This is a genomic window from Nonomuraea sp. NPDC049269, assembly GCF_043197155.1.
Classification (GTDB): domain Bacteria; phylum Actinomycetota; class Actinomycetes; order Streptosporangiales; family Streptosporangiaceae; genus Nonomuraea.
This window is the reverse complement of sequence record NZ_JBICSO010000002.1, coordinates 1,081,291-1,096,516: the sequence shown is the minus strand read 5'-3', so window position 1 is coordinate 1,096,516 and position 15,226 is coordinate 1,081,291. Positions and strand designations below refer to the sequence as shown.

General features: G+C 67.4%; 16 protein-coding genes. 7 read left to right on the top strand and 9 right to left on the bottom strand.

Annotated elements, in window-relative coordinates; genetic code table 11:
* Positions 1 to 840, top strand: coding sequence for a PhzF family phenazine biosynthesis protein (locus ACGFNP_RS15080; protein ID WP_393318747.1), 840 nt, complete (start codon positions 1 to 3; stop codon positions 838 to 840).
* 12 nt (positions 841 to 852) lie between these two features.
* Here ACGFNP_RS15080 and ACGFNP_RS15075 read toward each other — a convergent pair whose 3' ends face one another.
* The 3 genes from ACGFNP_RS15075 to ACGFNP_RS15065 form a co-directional block, all read right to left on the bottom strand.
* Positions 853 to 1,827, bottom strand: coding sequence for a CU044_5270 family protein (locus ACGFNP_RS15075; protein ID WP_393318744.1), 975 nt, complete (start codon positions 1,825 to 1,827; stop codon positions 853 to 855).
* Entirely contained in the window at positions 1,820 to 2,410 is a 591-nt protein-coding gene (locus ACGFNP_RS15070) for an RNA polymerase sigma factor (protein WP_358334490.1), read from the bottom strand. Before ACGFNP_RS15070 ends, ACGFNP_RS15075 begins: the two co-directional genes overlap by 8 nt.
* Positions 2,411 to 2,914: 504 nt before the next feature.
* Complete coding sequence (locus ACGFNP_RS15065; RefSeq protein ID WP_393318741.1) at positions 2,915 to 3,340, bottom strand: winged helix-turn-helix transcriptional regulator; 426 nt, start codon at positions 3,338 to 3,340, stop codon at positions 2,915 to 2,917.
* Positions 3,341 to 3,403: 63 nt separating this feature from the next.
* On the opposite strand from ACGFNP_RS15065, the gene ACGFNP_RS15060 reads away from it, so the two are divergent.
* Together ACGFNP_RS15060 and ACGFNP_RS15055 are read left to right on the top strand one after the other, a co-directional pair.
* A complete protein-coding gene (locus ACGFNP_RS15060) occupies positions 3,404 to 3,805 on the top strand; it encodes a YybH family protein (RefSeq protein ID WP_393318738.1) in 402 nt (133 codons plus the stop codon).
* Positions 3,806 to 4,099: 294 nt separating this feature from the next.
* The gene (locus ACGFNP_RS15055; protein WP_393318735.1) at positions 4,100 to 5,086 is read left to right on the top strand and encodes an NAD(P)/FAD-dependent oxidoreductase; all 987 of its coding nucleotides are present in this window, start codon (positions 4,100 to 4,102) and stop codon (positions 5,084 to 5,086) included.
* Positions 5,087 to 5,256: 170 nt separating this feature from the next.
* Here ACGFNP_RS15055 and ACGFNP_RS15050 read toward each other — a convergent pair whose 3' ends face one another.
* From ACGFNP_RS15050 to ACGFNP_RS15040, 3 genes are all read right to left on the bottom strand, one after another.
* On the bottom strand, positions 5,257 to 6,471 hold the full coding sequence (locus ACGFNP_RS15050; RefSeq protein WP_393318732.1) for a barstar family protein: 1,215 nt from the start codon (positions 6,469 to 6,471) through the stop codon (positions 5,257 to 5,259).
* Positions 6,472 to 6,753: 282 nt separating this feature from the next.
* Positions 6,754 to 7,935, bottom strand: a complete 1,182-nt coding sequence (locus ACGFNP_RS15045; protein WP_393318729.1) for a hypothetical protein — start codon at positions 7,933 to 7,935, stop codon at positions 6,754 to 6,756.
* A 339-nt stretch (positions 7,936 to 8,274) separates the two neighbouring features.
* A complete protein-coding gene (locus ACGFNP_RS15040) occupies positions 8,275 to 8,940 on the bottom strand; it encodes a DUF4097 family beta strand repeat-containing protein (RefSeq protein ID WP_393319682.1) in 666 nt (221 codons plus the stop codon).
* A 220-nt stretch (positions 8,941 to 9,160) separates the two neighbouring features.
* On the opposite strand from ACGFNP_RS15040, the gene ACGFNP_RS15035 reads away from it, so the two are divergent.
* Positions 9,161 to 9,760 carry an RNA polymerase sigma factor gene (locus tag ACGFNP_RS15035; RefSeq protein ID WP_393318726.1) on the top strand — a complete coding sequence of 200 codons (600 nt, stop codon included), beginning with the start codon at positions 9,161 to 9,163 and terminating at the stop codon, positions 9,758 to 9,760.
* Entirely contained in the window at positions 9,757 to 10,686 is a 930-nt protein-coding gene (locus tag ACGFNP_RS15030; protein WP_393318723.1) for a CU044_5270 family protein, read from the top strand. Before ACGFNP_RS15035 ends, ACGFNP_RS15030 begins: the two co-directional genes overlap by 4 nt.
* A 123-nt stretch (positions 10,687 to 10,809) precedes the next feature.
* Here the strand turns inward: ACGFNP_RS15030 and ACGFNP_RS15025 are convergent, their stop codons facing one another.
* Together ACGFNP_RS15025 and ACGFNP_RS15020 are read right to left on the bottom strand one after the other, a co-directional pair.
* Complete coding sequence (locus tag ACGFNP_RS15025) at positions 10,810 to 11,358, bottom strand: carboxymuconolactone decarboxylase family protein (RefSeq protein WP_358334475.1); 549 nt, start codon at positions 11,356 to 11,358, stop codon at positions 10,810 to 10,812.
* Positions 11,358 to 11,957: a TetR/AcrR family transcriptional regulator gene (locus tag ACGFNP_RS15020; protein ID WP_358334472.1), complete on the bottom strand. Its 600-nt coding sequence runs from the start codon at positions 11,955 to 11,957 to the stop codon at positions 11,358 to 11,360. Before ACGFNP_RS15020 ends, ACGFNP_RS15025 begins: the two co-directional genes overlap by 1 nt.
* A gap of 808 nt (positions 11,958 to 12,765) precedes the next feature.
* On the opposite strand from ACGFNP_RS15020, the gene ACGFNP_RS15015 reads away from it, so the two are divergent.
* Positions 12,766 to 13,524: a DUF899 family protein gene (locus ACGFNP_RS15015; RefSeq protein ID WP_393318719.1), complete on the top strand. Its 759-nt coding sequence runs from the start codon at positions 12,766 to 12,768 to the stop codon at positions 13,522 to 13,524.
* Between the two features lie 682 nt (positions 13,525 to 14,206).
* Entirely contained in the window at positions 14,207 to 14,434 is a 228-nt protein-coding gene (locus ACGFNP_RS15010; RefSeq protein ID WP_393318716.1) for a hypothetical protein, read from the top strand.
* A 207-nt stretch (positions 14,435 to 14,641) separates the two neighbouring features.
* Here the strand turns inward: ACGFNP_RS15010 and ACGFNP_RS15005 are convergent, their stop codons facing one another.
* A complete protein-coding gene (locus tag ACGFNP_RS15005) occupies positions 14,642 to 15,139 on the bottom strand; it encodes a MarR family transcriptional regulator (RefSeq protein ID WP_358334463.1) in 498 nt (165 codons plus the stop codon).
* Positions 15,140 to 15,226: the final 87 nt, after the last annotated feature.

The window sequence follows — 15,226 nt, the reverse complement described above, 5'->3', positions numbered from 1 at the left end:
ATGAACGAAGTCCTCAGGTATGCGGCTTTCACGACCACTCCCGCTGGCGGCAACCCCGCCGGAGTGGTCTTGGATGCCCGGAACCTGTCAGACGCGGAGATGCTCGCCATCGCCGCCGAACTCGGCTACTCCGAGACCGCCTTCCTGCACCCGACGGACGAGCGCCAGTACCGGATCCAGTACTTCAGCCCCCTGGCCGAGGTCGCCTTCTGCGGCCACGCGACGATCGCGGCCTCGGTCGCGCTCGGCGAACGGATCGGCCCCGGAACCGTGAACCTCGCCACCCAGGCGGGACCGGTCCCGGTGGAGATCGCCGCGGATCCGGCCGGCGGGATCACCGCCACCCTGACCAGTCCGCCGACCTCCACCCGCCCGGCCTCCGAAGAGGAGGTACGGCCCGTGCTCGCCGCACTGGGCTGGTCGGCCGACGACCTGGACCCCGCCTACCCGGCGCACGTCGCCAACGCCGGCAACGACCACCTCGTCCTGGCCGCGGCCGGCCGGGGTCGCCTGGCCGATCTCGACTACGACTTCGAGGCCCTGGGCAAGATCATGGCTGACCTGGGATGGACCACCGTCCACCTGTTCTGGCCGGAATCCCCCACCGTCTTCCACGCCCGGGACCCGTTCCCGCCTGGCGGCGTCGTCGAGGACCCGGCGACCGGCGCCGCGGCCGCCGCCTTCACCGGCTACCTGCGTGCGCTGGGACGCCTGGAAGATGGCGCGGTTCTCACCATTCACCAGGGCGTCGACATGGGGCGGCCCAGCCTCCTGACCTGTAACGCCATTGCCGGCGACTCTCGCGTCAAGGTCTCCGGCACCGCGGTGCCCATCCAGTAGCCACCGCGGCGCTCAGCCTCGCTGGCCGGGACGGTCGACGATCACCGACGACAGCAGGGCCGTGCTCCAGACCGCCCCCTTGCGGGTGACGGGCCCGCTCATGCCGGGCGGCGATTCATCACGCAGCCAGACCATCCGGCTACCCAGGTAGCGGTAGGTAGCCGGATCCAGGATCTCGTATTTGCGGACGGCCCACGCATCACCAGCTAGCTCCAGCCAGACGCCCAGCCCACGGCGGCCGGCGGCGTCGCTCACGCCCTGCTCGATCCGGACTCCGGGAATGAGCGCCAGAGCGCGATACATGGCCGCCTCCAGCTTCGGTGGCATCGTGCCGTACCTGCTCAGGTAGAGCATGATCACGTTATAGGCGCGAACGTTGGCGGGTACGACGCTCTTGGGAACACCTTCCTCGCGTGCCCCCTCGATCCAGTGGCGATCGCCGGTGACCTTGGCGAGCAGCTTCCTCGGGTCGGTCGGCAGGTCGCGAAGCTTGGCGTCGTACTCCTGCGGCGTCAGGTCGTCATCGCCTGGATCCCGAGGATCGCCCTCAGGGCCGACGTGCAGCTCGCCGTCCTCGCCGAAGTTGGCGGCCTGCATGCCGTCGTAGCGCATCCATTGTTCGCTGGTCCTGATCGTGTCTGAATTCGGCTGTTTGTCCAGGGTCTTGGTGTACTGCCACTGTGTCGGCAGGGGCACCTGGGCGCTCCCGCGCCTGCCGACCACCTCGGCGGCGCGGGCAAGTACCACGCTGGAGTCGAGCCGGACGACCGACGGCGTGCTGGTTGGGCCCGGGGTGAGCGGTTCGGGCCGCAGGGTGACCACGGCGAGCGCGGCGGCGGCCCCCAACGCCCCGACCACGAGCAGGCGGCGCCCCAGTCCCCGCCCCCGGATCCGTGTCAGCAGCCGCCGGCGCTCCGGGATGATCCACTCCTGGCCCGGCTCAGGGACCTCGGCGCGCCAGGCACGCAGCGATCGCAGGTCATCCATCGAAAGACTCCTCTCGGGTCGCCAAAGGGTTGGATCCGCCCAGCGCCTGGCGCGTCTTGACCCTGGCCCGGTGCAGGCGGGATCTGACGGTGCCGACCGGGATGCCCAGCGCACGTGCTACGTCCTCATACGACATGTCGGCCCAGGCGACGAGTAACAGCACCTCCCGGTCGCCGGGTGACAGCTGCGCCAGAGCCGCCGCCAGCCCGGTCTGCTGCGCGGCGACCCGATCGTCGACGCGCTCGGCATACGGCTCGGCGATCTCGTCGACGCCGCTGCGGACCAGCGCCCGGTAGAACCGGATCTCCACCCGCCGATGCCGGCTGATGAGCCGGGCGGCGATGCCGTACAGCCAGGGCCGGGCGTCGGGATGGCTCAGGTCGTAGCGGTGGCGGCGCCGGAAAGCGGCCAGGAAGGTGTCGGAGACGATGTCGTCGGCCAGGGAGGGGCCCAGCCGCCTGGCGACATACCGCCGCATGGCGGGCGCGTGCCGGTCGAAGAGGTCGGCGAAGTCCTCCGGAACGCGCTCCGAGCGCCGTATCAGCTCGGCGTCGTCGGTTCTGCCGAATTCTTCGGCGATCACATGGTGCTCCTGTCCGTACGCACGGGTTCGTCAGCTTTCGCCCGTACGGCTGGCGCGAGTTCACGTTCTGGAAAGTGATCCGCATCACAGGAGGCCGCTTGCTGCCAGGTGGCGTGCCGAGTTCCGTCGCGATCGCGATCCACAAGTGCTGCGTCGTGGACCATGAAGGCGATGCCTGCCGGGCTGACGTTCGAGGAGGGCCCGGCGCCCCGTGGGAGTGACGGTCAGGCCGAACCGGTCGGGAAGATGTGCCGGTTCGCGGCACAGATCGTCGCGATCCGTACGGCATCATCTTGCGGCAGCCTCGAATCACGCGACCGGGAGGAGGCAGCCGCGTCCTTCCCGGGGGCATGAAAGTGAACCTCACGGATCGAGTCAGCCTGCGTCACAGACGGCCCGGCTGATGATCTTCTCGGGGCGCGTGAGGGAGGCCCTTTTGGGGCGCGCGGCATCAGACGGCCAACCATCGAAGCGGATATCGGGCGGGAGGAACCGTGCGGACTATTAGGCGGTGTCCCGTGGATCATGTGTCGGCGCGATCGAGTCCTGGTCGCCCGGGGGCCGGTGCTGGGCACCCCAGTCCCAGAGCTCTTGGAGGACAGGGCCGAGGCGGTGCCCTTGCGGGGTGAGCCGGTAGCGCGTGCGGGGAGGCCAGCCGGGCTGGCGATGGCGATCGAGGACTCCGGCTTGGGTGAGGTGTGCGAGACGGTCGGACAGGACCTTGTCCGACAGCGTGGGCAGCGCTTGGCGGAGTTCGGTGAAGGTGCGGTCGCCATGCAGGAGTTCGCGGATCACCAAAGTTGTCCAGCGGCCGCGCAGGGCTGCGAGGGTGATCTCCACTGGACAGTACGGGGTGGGTTCGGCGACGTTCGCGCGAGGGTCGTCGGGCAGGCCCGGCTTGGTCGGGTGACCAACCGTTTGGTGAGTCACGAGGGTGCCTCCTAGCGTTGCGGCGTCTGGGTGATTTCTACCTGCTGGGAAGGACATGCGTTGATGATGCGCCAGCTTGCTGAACGTCCCGAGGATGTGCCCATGGTGTTCGCCGAGCGGTTCAACAGCGGTGATCTGGCAGCGGTGGCGGAGGTGTACGAGAGCGGGGCGGTGTTCGTCGCTGAGCCGGGCTCTGCGCTGACCGGGACACAGGCCCGCGCCGCCAATGGCCGGTTCGTGGGCCTCGGACTGCCGATCACCGTTCGGCCACGGCACGTCTACACCACAGGAGACATCGCGTTGCTGATCGTGGACTGGGTCATCGACGGCACGGACCGCGATGGGCGGCCTGTGCACATCGAGGACACCGCCACCGATGTCGCCCGACGCGGGCCCGACGGACGCTGGCGATATGTCATCGACAACCCCTTCGGCGTGCGGCTGAGAACCGGTGGCCAACAATGATTCTGTGGGATCACGTGACCGGGCCGCGTAGCCAGATGGTGCCCTGGTAGATGAGTTCTCTCTTGTCATAGCGCGGTGCTGACGGAGCTTGTTGACGCAGCGTGCGACAGTGTTGCGCCCCTTGTAAGCCTCTTGGTCGAAGCCGGGGGCGGTTCGCCCTTGGAGCCCAGCTTCTGCCGGTCTGGATCGGGCCGATCTCCGCAGTCTCATCTATCGAAAGCCTGTGGCGGTCAGGCATGTCCACGCGGCAGCATTGTCCACAATGCAGGAATCGCGTATCACCATACGATATGGATGGTAGCTGCCATGGATCAGCTGAACGCGCCGGATGCCGATGCGGTCGTGATCGGCGGCAGCCTCGCAGGGCTTCAAGCCGCACTTACACTCGGCCGGGCATGCCGCCGAGTGGTCGTGATCGATGACGGTCGCCCCCGGAACGCTCCCGCCGCGCACGTGCACAACTTCCTCGGACAGCACGGCTCCACCCCGGCCGCCCTGCTGGAGGCCGGCCGAGCGGCCCTCGGCGACTACGACGTTGCGCTGGAACGTGATCGTGTGGTCCGGATCGAGCACGCACCAGTGGGTGACCGTCTCCACGTGACCAGCCGGGATGGGCGGGTGTGGCAGACCCGCGCGGTCGTTCTCGCCACCGGGCTCGTCGATGAACTTCCGGACGTGCCGGGTGTTCCCGAGCTGTGGGGGCGGGATGTCGTCGCGTGTCCGCACTGCCATGGTTGGGAAGTTCGCGGAGAGCCGCTCGCGCAGCTGAGCCTTCGCGGCATGCCTCAGCGCGGAGTCGATCGAGCGCTGCTGCTCAGTCGGTGGAGCAGCGAGGTCGTACTGCTGACAGACGGCGACGAGCTCGATGCCGCCCAGCGTGAGCGGCTCCATGCCGCCGGGGTCGCGGTCCAGACACAGCGTGTCCGCCGCCTCGTGTCCCATGACGGGCGTCTGCGCAGCATCGAGTTCGCCGATGGCACCCCTCTCCCCGTACGCGCTGTCTTCGTCGTCACACGCCAACGCCAGCAGACATACCTCGCGCAGCAGCTCGGCTGCCGCCACACAGAAGCGGGAACAGCAGCCGGGGCCGTCGAGACGGACTCGGCAGGCCGTACCAGCGTCCCTGGCGTTTGGGCGACCGGCACCACGACCGTCCCCGCCCTGCTGGCGATCGGCGCGGCCGGCCATGCCAGTAGCGTCGCGGTCGCGATCCACAACGACCTACTGGAACAGGACCTCGCAACCGCCGCCGCCCAGTCTCGCTCGGCGCGACCGCAATGACCCGTTCGGCGCTGACGAGCCCTCGAAGGCTTCACACGGCCAGGGCGGTGAGCATGCCGAACGTCGCCCCTTGTGTTGCGTCGTAGGCCTCCAAGGCGATGCCTGCCCGCTGATGTCCAGCACGGCTGTGCCATGTCGATTCGAAAGACGAGATGCGACCAACGGTTGGGTCAGCCGAACTCGACCTCGATATCGTGCTCGGAAAAGATCTCCAGGAGGTCGTCCAGTTCGGCGTTCGGACTCCAATACCGCAGGTCGTGGCTGGACCGGTCGTAACCAGGGACGAGATGCCGGCGAGCCACGTCAGAGTGGTGCCAGACCAGCCGAAATGGGCTGGCGGCACCCCATCCGCCGTGGAGGCAGTCGTGCAGGGCGTCGAGGTTCCCGCCGAAGTAGCCGCCGGGGCCGTTGATCGCCTCGCCGATGGCGCAGTAGAAGGCGTCGATGTCGGTGATGAAACGGCCGTCGAGGTGATACGTCATTCCAGCCGGTTTGTCGGGCAGGCCCTGAGGACGGTGACAGCCCGCCCGGCCGGACCATTCGTGCCGCAGCAGCCGGTCATAGCGTGCCCACAGGTTGGGCTCGGCCGGGCCGCCGTCGTACCACATCTGGAAGATCTCACGAGCGCCGCTCGGCAGCGGCTCCTCCACCCCGTCGTCCAGGGCGATGTCCAGCAGGCCGTCGCCCAACCTCGACAGTCGGGCGGAGACGACGACGGCCGACAGCACCCCGAAGTGTCCAGCGGTGCGTCCGTCGCGTTGGACGGCCAGGAGGGACGCCGTGATCCTGTGTCCCTCGACGGCCCCCGGCAGCGTCGCTTCGGGTCGGAAGCCGATAAGCGTCACCGGCCGGACGGGCGCGGCGGGGCGTACGCGGAAGACGCCGGTGACGTCCAGGCACTCGCCGAGATTCTCGTTATCGAGCGTGGACAGCCGGAACCCCGTCCCGTCAGGCTTCTCCTCCGGCATCTCGCACTCCGGAAGCAGCCGGACATATCCGCGTAAGTCGAGGTCCGCCAGACCGTCCTGTGCTGCCGACGGGCGTCGGCTGATCACGGTGACGTCGATGAGCTCCTCCTCGCACGTGCACCCGTACTCGTACGTCCAGCACCCGGCGGGTCGGTGCTCCGGCCGGTGAACGGGAGTCAAAGCGATGCTGGGCAGCCACGCCCGCTCGGTCCCCAAATGCCGCAGTGCCCCCAGCAGCGGACCCGCCGGATCGCAGCCGAGCAAGGTGAAGGTCTCGGGCGGAGGTAAGGGCTCGGGGTCCACGAAGAGCCCGTCGATGTCGTGGCACACGCCCAGCGTGACGTCCGGCTCACCCACCTCACCGGTGTACTCGTCCAGCAGCAACCACCGCGCGCCCGATAAGGCAGAAGTCGTCATCACGACAGACCTTAACGGCTGGAGGAACAATGGACATGCCTGAGCGGTATCGGCGCTTCGCGGCCATATGTCGGCGGACATTCTCCGTCGTACGGCCTGTTGGCGAGCCGGATCGCCAACGTCTCCGCCTCGACTTGATCTCAACGCTGTACGAATTCCGGCTCGGCCAGCCATCCGTATGGGCACGTCGTTGGCGGTCATCACCTTGCGGCGGGCGACGATCTCCCTACCAGGCTGGCCCACCACTCGGTGACCTGAGTCATCGGGACTTCCGTAGGCTTCCTACTGTCCCGCGATTGCGGAGCGCGCGGCACGCATGACTGCCACCACGTCGACAATCTGGTACGGGGGCGGCTCGTAACCCGTCAGACGCTTGACGTCTGCGATGATCTGCTTCTTGTCCCGGGCGGACGGACCCTCCTCCGGAATCTCCCTTTTCGACGGGGCGACAAGTGCGACAAAACTGTTGACGATTTCGGGGTTTTCCTTGTTTATCTGCATGAATTTCTGGCAGAAGTTCGAGAACCACATTCGCGCATACTCGGCGACGTGCCCTCCGTAAAGATTCGTCGTCCATCTGTGCTTCTGGGCGTAGAAGGGATTGTCCATCATGACGTCCCACTTGACGAAGCACAGGTCCGGGACGTCGCTCTTGATGATTTCGCCGCCCTTGTTGACTTCGTGGGGACCGGCGGCCATTATCTTGCTCCAGAGCCAGTCGAACGCGACAGCGGAGCGGTCCTCGTTGAGTTCCGCCGACAGCACGAATGAGGCGCAGCCCAGCGTACCCTCGCCCGCCTCCCGGATGATGCTGCGAGAGACATTGGCGCGCGCCGCGTTGCAGAGCTCGAACAGCATCGCTTCAAGGCAGGGCCAATAGTCTCCGGTGTACTTGTCCCAGCCTTTGAGAGGGTCCTGAATATCGCCGACCAGGATCATGTTCTCGTCCGGTCGGTGGCTTGCCCAAGAGCCGTGGTAGCCGGTGGCGTCCGTCACCACGATCTTTGCTCCGGTTTTCAGGCCCTGCGCGATCGCTGTGAGCTCGTTGCGCCGTTCGTTCGAGGGATTGCCCCGCATCTCCGCGTCAAAGATCGCCTGGACGTCCTGCGCTTTGGCGGCGTTGGCGTCGACCGCGTCGAGCAGGTCGGAGAATATCGGGTTCGTCAGGATGTACCGGAGTGCCTGTACGAACGAGTCTTCGCTGTCCGCCTGGTCGAGTGCGACGAAGGCGCCGTTCCGGCACAGAATGGCGGTGTTGCGCTGGAGATGCGATGGAGCGGGTGCGGGTGCCTGGACCGTTGGGTCGCCGATGTTCGTCGGGGGCCCTATTGACGTGCTGATGGTCTTCGAACGCTTTGAGGAGTCTTGCGACTCTGGAGCGCTTCCACCAGGGTCGCTTTCCTTGGGAGGGACGGCACTCGTTTCGTCCACCCCGTCTGTGCGTTTACGTTTCGTCTTGGTCATCGACTGGTTCGTGTCGCCGCCCGTTTTACTATCGGGTAATTTCTTCCCCTGACCGCCCGTGTGCATTGGATCATCGACCGTCCTCTCTTGGTCGCCCGGACCCTACGTCTGCACCAGAAAACCGTCAATCGGCAATTGGGCGCCGATCAATGGTGTTGGTCATCAATTCATTTGCCGGGCGTTTGTGGCGCGCCCGGCCGCGGCTACGACCCTCGCGCCGTCAGGTTCCTCCCCTCCTTACCTACAGCGTTCGATCTTGTAAGGCCCGCCCCGGTGCGGCGCTCATGGGCTTCCATGAGCGCCGCACGAAGGTCGGAGATGAACTCTGGAGGCTGCGGGTCACAGGCTGCGGGCGGTGATGTCGCCGTTGGAGGTGGTGGCGTGGATGTCGAGTTCGGTGGTGCCGTCGTTCTTGAGGGCGTTGGTGATGCGGCCGTGGCTGGTGCCGGCGTCCAGGGCGGCCGAGACGCCGGCGGCGGCGGCGATCGAGATGTCGCCGGACTGGGTGCGCAGCACGACCGTGCCGCCCGCGGCCTCGGCGATCCGGATGTCGCCCCGTGCGGTGCTGATCTCCGTGGGGCCGCCCAGCCGGCCGACCTCGACGTCACCGTCGACCGCGGTGAGGCGGACACTCGCCGCCTCGTCGATCTTGATCTGGCTGTACGCGCCGTCGAAGACGACGTCACCGAGGCGGCCGACGGCCCGCAGCTCGGTGCTGGCCGCCTTGGCCTCGACCCGGGAACCGGCGGGCAACTGGATCGTCACCTCAATGGATCCGGACGGGCCGAAGTACTGGTTCTTCGCCTCGGCGCTCACGATCCGCAGGACGCCATCGGCGTAGGCGACCGTGGTCTGCTCCGCCGCCTGCACATCCCGGCTCTTCGCCGCGTTCACCGGCACGATCTCGACCGTGGTGTCGACCCGGTCGGCGGCGATGAACCGGACGCGCCCCGCAGGGATGTCCAGGACGGCGGCGATCGGGGCGGGGGTGTCGAACGTCTGCATCATGCTCTCCTTGTGCTGCATTGTTTCGATCCTGCGAGCTCGGCCCAGTTCGCAGCCCCAAGGCCGCGATCGCTGAACCGTTCATGGCTCAACCATGGCCAACCGCTCTGATACCGGGCAGTCGCCGCCCTGACGCCGCCGCTGACACGACACCGCATGGTTGACGGCGTCCCGTGAACTCGTTTCCTGACTCGGGTGAAAGACGGGCGACACTACTTCCTTGGGAAGGCCCAACCACATGCCGCTCGGTACGACCCTGTCTGACGCCACCCTGATCGAACGGTCGTGGCGAGATCCCGAGGATTTCGCCTTGCTGTTCGACAGGCACGCGGGACACATCCACCGTTATGTGGCCCGCCGGCTCGGCGACGACACGGCCGACGACGTCGTCTCCGAGACGTTCCTCGCCGCGTTCAGGCAGCGCCGCGACTACGACACCGCCCGTCCCGAGGCCCTCCCCTGGTTGTACGGCATCGCGACCAACTTCATCCGGCGGCATCAGCGCGCGGAGACACACCGCTATAAGGCGTACTCGAAAATGGGCGTGCTTTTCGACGCCGACGACGCCGCCGCCGAACAAGCCCTTGAGCGGGCGAGCGCGCATGCCGTACGGCGCCCTCTCACCCAGGCGCTCGCCTCGCTGAAGGCCCGTGACCGCGACGTCCTCTTACTCGTGGCCTGGGCCGACCTCACCTACGAGGAGGTCGCCAACGCCCTGTCCATCCCGGTCGGAACAGTCCGTTCCCGCCTCAACCGCGCGCGGGCCATCGTCCGCAACGTCCTCGGCAGCACCGACCCCACGACGGAGCAGACCTCATGAACGAGCTGAGCGACCTGACCGAACTCCGCGACCTGTTCGCCGATACGCCGCACCCCACGGCGGACCGCCTCGCCCCCGCCCGTACCGCCCTCCTGGCCGAGGCCCACACGAAGCGGCGGCCCCGGGCGGTCGGCCTGCGGCGTCTGATGCTGGCAGGCGGCTTGGTCGCGGCGATGACGGCAGGAGTGATCGCCGTCCAGACGTTCAACACCTCCGCGCCCGCGAGCGCCGCCGAGGTCCTGAGGCTGGCGGCCGAGGCCGCGACCGCCACTCCGTGGCCGGAACCCCGCGACGACCAGTACCTCCACTACGAGCGGATCGCGGAGACGCGCAGCGAGAACGGGGTTCCCAACGTCGGTCCGCGCCACATAACGGGCGAGGTCTGGGAGTCCGTCGACGGCTCCCGCCCAGAACTGTGGTGGCACAAGCCGTCGAAATCCAGGCCACAGGACCGCGAGTACAAGGAACTCCGGACCCGGTGCCCCGGCCGCTCCGGACCCGCCTACGCCGACCTCCGTGAGTGGCCGACCGACCAGGAGCAGCTCCGGCACAAGCTGGCCGAACGCGGGAACGAGATCGTCGCCAACAAGGACGCCGCGACCCAGACCTGGAATGGCGTCGTCAGCGCCCTCGGCAGCCCGGTCCCGCCCAAGCAGCAGGCGGCCATCTTCAAGATCGCCGCGACGCTGCCGGGCATCGAGATGGAAGAGCTCAAGGACGCCACCGGCAAATCCGTCATCGCCGTGACCCGGGTGGACAACCGGGGCCGCGAATCCCTCATCTTCGACAAGACCTCGTACGTCCTCCTGGGCGGCCAGGAACTCGTGCCGGGGCGAGGGCGTGAACTCTGGTCCATAACCCGTCCGCAGATCACCGACGTACTCCCGGCCTGGTCCAAGTCATTGAAGCCGGGCAGTTGCGTCTGAGCCTGCGCTCATCAGACGACACGCGGGCCGCGCCGGCCACGCCTGTTGCCGCGAGCGGGATGGAGCGGCTTGGCCTACGTTCGCATTCAGTCGCCCAGGTCCGGACACGCGCGGTCGGCTGTGTCAGCGACTCCACTCCTGGTCCTGCCAGGCCGGGTCGAGCGGGGTGTGGGCAATGTGGTTGGTGTAGTTCGACAGCGTCTTCATCCCCACCCCCAGGATGACGTCGAGCACCTGGCGGCGGGTGTAACCGGCCGCCAGGAACGCCTCGATCTCGGCGTCGTCCACCCAACCCCGCTGGGCGACCATGAGCTGGGTCAACCTGCGCACCGCCTCCAGCCCGGCCTCCTGCAGCGACTTGCCCGTGCGCAGGCTTTCCACCACCTCAGCGGGCACCCGCGCCTTGAGCGCAAGCGTGGAGTGCGCGGCCACGCAGTACTCGCACCCGTTCTCCACGCTCGCGGTGATCAACACGACCTGCTTGGCCTGCGACGGCAGGGACGACTTTCCGAACTGCTCGGCGAGGGCGTTGTAACCGGCCAGCAGTTCGGGCGATTCGGCCATCACCCCGTTCAGCGTGGTGACGAACCCCATACGCTTCTTGGCCGCTTCCAGCATCGGGCGGGCCGCCTCGGGGGCGTCGCTCTCGTCGTACACACGGAAATCGATCATCATCTCTCCTCAACGTGGGTGAAACCATCCAGTACGGCGTGCACGCCCGCCAGCAGGTCGTCTGCCTCGGCTCCGGCCCGCGAGCGCAGGTTGACCCCGTAGGCCAGCAGCGCCAGCGCCTCCGCGCCCGACTCCACATCCAGGCCGGGACGCACCTGGCCGTGCTCGCGTGCCGTCTGCAGCGCGGCACGCATCGCGTCCCGCAGAGCGGCGTGATGGGCGTCCAGAACGTCGCGGACCTCGGCTACCTCGCCGGTGGCTCCGGCGTGCGTGTTGGTGACCAGGCACCCCCAGCGGGCATGCTCACCGGTGCAGCGCGCAGCCACCAGCTGTTCGAAGAAGCCGGCGATGGCGGGCAGGCCGCGGCCGTCCGCGGCCAGGGCGTCGAACACCGGCCGTGAGCGCCGCTCCAGGTAACGGCGCAGAGCGGCCACCTGCAACCGTTCCTTGCCGCCGAATGTCGCATACAGGCTGGAGCGGCTCAGCCCGGTCGCCTGCACCACTTCGGCGATGCCGGCGGTATCCGCGCCGCGCTGCCAAAACAGGCGCACCACTTCCTCCAGCGCCATCTCCGGGTCGAAGTGCTTGATGTCAGGCATACGCCACTTCCTATCTTGGATCGCTCGTTCCAAGATAATGGGGTTAACGACTGGAGGGCAAGGCGTGCGCCGAAGCCGACATGGCCGGTATGGCTGGTCGGTGGCACGGCGAACGGGCTACGGAGGGCTGATGACCGCCACGGCTGGTCACGGCCCCACCGCTGAGCAGCGGAAAAGGAGGCAGACCGCCAAGTTGTCTCTTGAAGTGGGCTTTGGGGGCGGCCGTCGTCGTCGAATCCGGCAACGACGACGGCCGCAACAAGATCTCAACCTCGCCTTGGCCGGTTGGATGCACTTTCCAACCGGGCCCTTCACTTTCACAGGCCAGAGATGAAGCCGTTACTGGTGGGGTCATCCAGTGCGCGTGATGGCGGTTTGACAGCGACGAGCGAGACGACACCCGACTGCGTCGGCAGATCCCCAGATTCGCCGAACCCAACCTTCACGCGCTCGGGGTCCGCGCGGATTCCCGGTGAAGTCCAACCACGACGGCTGCCACCCGATGTGGTTCGTGCGTGGACCGCTGATCCAGCTACTGGAGATACAGCACGATCAGAGGCGCCCCTGGTGGCACACGGTGTGTCATCTGCCGACCGAGGTCGACGAAGTGAAACTGAGCGAGATTACAGAAGTGTTGCGCGTAAACGCGTGGCGGTGATCGTGTGGCCAAGGGGCGTTGACATGGTCCTCGCCGGGGGTTGGATCGAGGGTGTCATCACGTCCGTGTCGCCCGGCGAGGTCGTGGTCGGTGTGCGCCCGCCTCGGGTGCCACCGATGACTTCTTGCGGGCTACCCGGTCAGTACAGGCATGACCACTGTGAACACACCGCCGGTCGTCTCCCGCACGGAGTGGCTGGCCGCAATCGACACCCTGCGCGCCCGGGAGAAGGCGCACACCCGCGAGGGCGACGCGATCGCCGCCGCCCGGCGACGGCTGCCCATGACCGAAGCGGACCCGTCGATTCCGATCATCGGAGGCAACGGAGCCGTCCCCCTGATCGACGTCTTCGAGGGCCGCACCCAGCTGTTCGTGTCGTATCACATGTGGCACGACGGCCGCCCCGCCGCCGATCAGTGTGAGGGCTGCACCTTCTTCACCGGCCAGGTCCGCGAACTGTCTTATCTGCACCAGCGTGACGTCACCTTCGCCGTCTTCTGCCAGGGCCCCTACGAGGAGTCCGACCGCTACCGCCGATTCATGGGCTGGGACATGCCCTGGTACTCCGTGCCCGCCGAGTCGCACGAACGGCTCCTCGCCGGTCGCCATTTCGGGATGAAGGCGAGCTACCTCCGCGCTGGGGACCGCGTCTACGAAACGTACTGGACCACCGGCCGCGGCGTCGAACCCATGGCGCCGTCCTACGGCATCCTCGACATGACCGTACATGGGCGGCAGGAGACCTGGGAGGACTCCCCGTCGGGCTGGCCGCAGCCGTACGAGACCCGCGGCCAGCAGTTCCGCAAGGACGGACGACCGACCGCGCAATGGGCACGGATCACCGCCGGCCATGACGACGACCTCCACAGCGGACGGCCCAGCACGGGGAGCTCGGGCTGCTGCTCCTGAACCCGACCCGACGGCCGTCGCGGCTACTGCCTGAACCGAGCCCGACGGCCGTCGCGGAGGCGCGGTCGAGGCCATGTGCGTCCTGTGGACCGCCCCACGCCCATTACGCGCAGAACTTTCTGGAATAGCGCCATCAGCGCCACATATCCGCTTGGTCCCGCTCCGGTCCGAGCGCAGCGAGGTCCTTCAGGGGGCGGGCGTCAAACGGCCAACCACCGAATCGAGTACCGGGCGGACCAGGGCCCATGTTGGCCGTTGTTACGATCCTTCGCATGCACAGAGCAGACAGCGCCATAGACGGAGAGGACGTACGTCAGGTCGTCGCTCTGGCCATCGACACACTAAGAGGTGCAGATCCCCACACGTGGGAGGCCAAAGCGGGAACGCTCGAGTGGACGTGCTGGGAGACGCTCGAGCACCTGGCCGATGACCTGTTCACTTACGCCGCGAGGTTCGGGCTCGAGAAGCCGCCGGTGTCCGCGCTGTTGCCGTTCCGGACGAGCAGCGACCGAAGCGGCGGGCCGGAAACGTCATCTTCGTTGAGCGGAACTCGGGCCCCGAGGGCCTGCTGACCATCTTTGAGGCGTGTGGTGGCCTGCTCGCGTCCGTCCTGCGCACGGCCCCCTCGACCACCGTCGCCTACCACGTCTTCGGGCCCTCGGATCCAGAGGGCTTCGCCGCGATGGGCGTCGTTGAGACCCTCGTGCACGTCCATGACATCGCTCAGGGGCTGAATCTGGAGTGGTCGCCGCCACGGGAGCTGTGCGGACGAGTTCTGAAGAGGCTCTTTCCCCATGTCGCCATCGATGTTGACGCCTGGGAGACCCTGCTGTGGGCGACCGGACGCACCGCTCTCCCTGATCGTCCACGACTCACCGAGTGGCGCTGGTACGGCACGCAGGACGTGTGAACAGCTCGACGAGCGCAGCTGGAACCCTGCTGTCCGGTGACTGATCGCAATTGTTGACGTCAAGCCATGCCGAACGCCTTACGTGGACCCTTCGCCGAGCGGCCGACGCGTGACCGGGGTGGCGGCCTTCGACGTCGAGGCCCACGCGTGATCACACGCCGGTCCTGCGCGAACGCGGCGCTCGCCGCCCACCGCGTGATGCCGGAGTCAGGGGGCTCGGTGCGCCTGCTGCGTGTGGTGGTCCAGTAGGCGGGTGAGCAGTTGCTCGAACTGGTCGCGCTCAGCGGGGAGCAGCGGGGCGAGCAGTTCTTCATGGAGGTCGTCCAGGACCTTGTCCAGGCGGCGCAGGTGCCGGCGGCCCTGGGCGGTGATCGTGATGACGTTGCGGCGGCGGTCGCCAGGATCCGGTGCCCGCTCGACGAGGCCGCGCTCGGCCAGTTCGTTGAGGACGCCGACCATGTCACTGCGGTAGATGCCGGTGCGTCGGCTCAGCGTCGCCTGGCTGCCCGGGCCGTATTCCTGCAACGAGGCGAGCACGGCGTAGTGCCACTTGCGGGCGTCGGCCTGGGCCAGCCCCTCATTGATCAGCCGGTCCGACTGCGCGGTCATCTGTGACAGCAGGCGACTGGCCCGTCGGCGCAGTCTTTCGGGCGTCTTGATCTCACCGTCGTCGGGCATGTCCGCGGCTTCGACTCTGCTGGCCATGACGCTGATCCTACCCGGTTGCGTTAGTCGGACTAACGATGTAGGTTCGTTCATGGCAGAAACGTTAGGCAAATAAACGTTAGCCTT

What these genes read in the sequence shown, in the direction of transcription:
- ACGFNP_RS15025 (WP_358334475.1), bottom strand. Translation starts at nt 11,358, where the DNA reads ATGATCGATTTCCGTGTGTACGACGAGAGCGACGCCCCCGAGGCGGCC.
- ACGFNP_RS15045 (WP_393318729.1), bottom strand. Translation starts at nt 7,935, where the DNA reads ATGACCAAGACGAAACGTAAACGCACAGACGGGGTGGACGAAACGAGT.
- ACGFNP_RS15030 (WP_393318723.1), top strand. Translation starts at nt 9,757, where the DNA reads ATGAACGAGCTGAGCGACCTGACCGAACTCCGCGACCTGTTCGCCGAT.
- ACGFNP_RS15015 (WP_393318719.1), top strand. Translation starts at nt 12,766, where the DNA reads ATGACCACTGTGAACACACCGCCGGTCGTCTCCCGCACGGAGTGGCTG.
- ACGFNP_RS15060 (WP_393318738.1), top strand. Translation starts at nt 3,404, where the DNA reads ATGATGCGCCAGCTTGCTGAACGTCCCGAGGATGTGCCCATGGTGTTC.
- ACGFNP_RS15040 (WP_393319682.1), bottom strand. Translation starts at nt 8,940, where the DNA reads ATGCAGACGTTCGACACCCCCGCCCCGATCGCCGCCGTCCTGGACATC.
- ACGFNP_RS15075 (WP_393318744.1), bottom strand. Translation starts at nt 1,827, where the DNA reads ATGGATGACCTGCGATCGCTGCGTGCCTGGCGCGCCGAGGTCCCTGAG.
- ACGFNP_RS15010 (WP_393318716.1), top strand. Translation starts at nt 14,207, where the DNA reads ATGGGCGTCGTTGAGACCCTCGTGCACGTCCATGACATCGCTCAGGGG.
- ACGFNP_RS15005 (WP_358334463.1), bottom strand. Translation starts at nt 15,139, where the DNA reads ATGGCCAGCAGAGTCGAAGCCGCGGACATGCCCGACGACGGTGAGATC.
- ACGFNP_RS15020 (WP_358334472.1), bottom strand. Translation starts at nt 11,957, where the DNA reads ATGCCTGACATCAAGCACTTCGACCCGGAGATGGCGCTGGAGGAAGTG.
- ACGFNP_RS15080 (WP_393318747.1), top strand. Translation starts at nt 1, where the DNA reads ATGAACGAAGTCCTCAGGTATGCGGCTTTCACGACCACTCCCGCTGGC.
- ACGFNP_RS15050 (WP_393318732.1), bottom strand. Translation starts at nt 6,471, where the DNA reads ATGACGACTTCTGCCTTATCGGGCGCGCGGTGGTTGCTGCTGGACGAG.
- ACGFNP_RS15055 (WP_393318735.1), top strand. Translation starts at nt 4,100, where the DNA reads ATGGTAGCTGCCATGGATCAGCTGAACGCGCCGGATGCCGATGCGGTC.